Annotated in this window: 1 pseudogene; it reads right to left on the bottom strand. The window is 40.1% G+C overall.

What is annotated here, in order from left to right:
- Nucleotides 1–1081 (bottom strand): annotated as a pseudogene (locus tag ACVC43_RS00060) (hypothetical protein); the annotation flags it as partial.

The following is a 1081-nucleotide window of genomic DNA, read 5'->3' on the forward strand; positions in this document are numbered from 1 at the left end:
TTACTTAATGGCGTGGTAATATAACCACCATCGAAACCGTATTCTCTGCCATTGTCTGTAAAAGCATCATCAAAGCCTAAAACCATAGTACGACTTGAGGTGTCTGACATAGACAGTTCTAACCTTAATAATTGATAGTTATTAGGATCTGTACCAGTTGGTGTTGGCGGATTACTGTTTTTAAAGAAAGTAGACCCTACGTTAGGATTAGTAGCAGAGGCATCACTCTCTTTAATAAATACACGTTGATTATTATTAAACTCAATATTTCCATTACCAACAACCTCTACAAAGAAGCCTTGTCCAGGAGGGATGTAAAACGACGGTTTTTTAGTACCACCAGACATGGTGTTACTATCAAAACTGTAAGGGTATTGTGCTGCTTTTACAGTGGTTAGGTTGTTAATATAAGCATAACCACCTTCGTAAGACACAGTAACGTGAGAATTTCCTGCCCATTGTTCCCATAGTAGAATGGTACCATCAATAACACCAGTTGCGGTATTATCTGTAATAAACTGTCTGGCATCTAAGGCAGAAGGATAAGGGTTTCCTAACAGGGTAGAGGTAGCCGAGACACCATCCACACTTCCAGGACCACCAGTATCTACGGCATTTATTAAAATGGTTCCGTTGTTAGGTTTGCCTTCAAAAATATACTGTTGGTTTGTACCGACTCCAGTTCCTTTTTGCGAGTAACCCAAACCAGGAGCTATTGCTTCGTTTAAAGAGAGGTGGTTCCAATCGTAATAGGTGACACCGTTATTAAAGGCATATAACCATGCGGTACTCACTTTTCCTGTTTCGTTATAGTTGTTGGTAAACTCAATAGGGCTTCCGGTGCCGTCTTTAAGCATATTTAAAGTGTATGCAGTGTTGTTGGGATTATTGGCAGTGGTGTTGTTATCTGTTAATGCGGTTGCAGATGTTGTGCCCACAGGCGATGACCAGTAGTTATATCTGTAAACATTGCTTGTGCCTTCTTGACGTCTTAATACTCTACCATTAGCGGAAGTAAGCAAATCGCTGTGTATGCCTTGTACTAATTGAGAATCATCTTGTAAATCTAAGGTTCCGTTTA

It is taken from the genome of Lacinutrix chionoecetis (assembly GCF_053604665.1).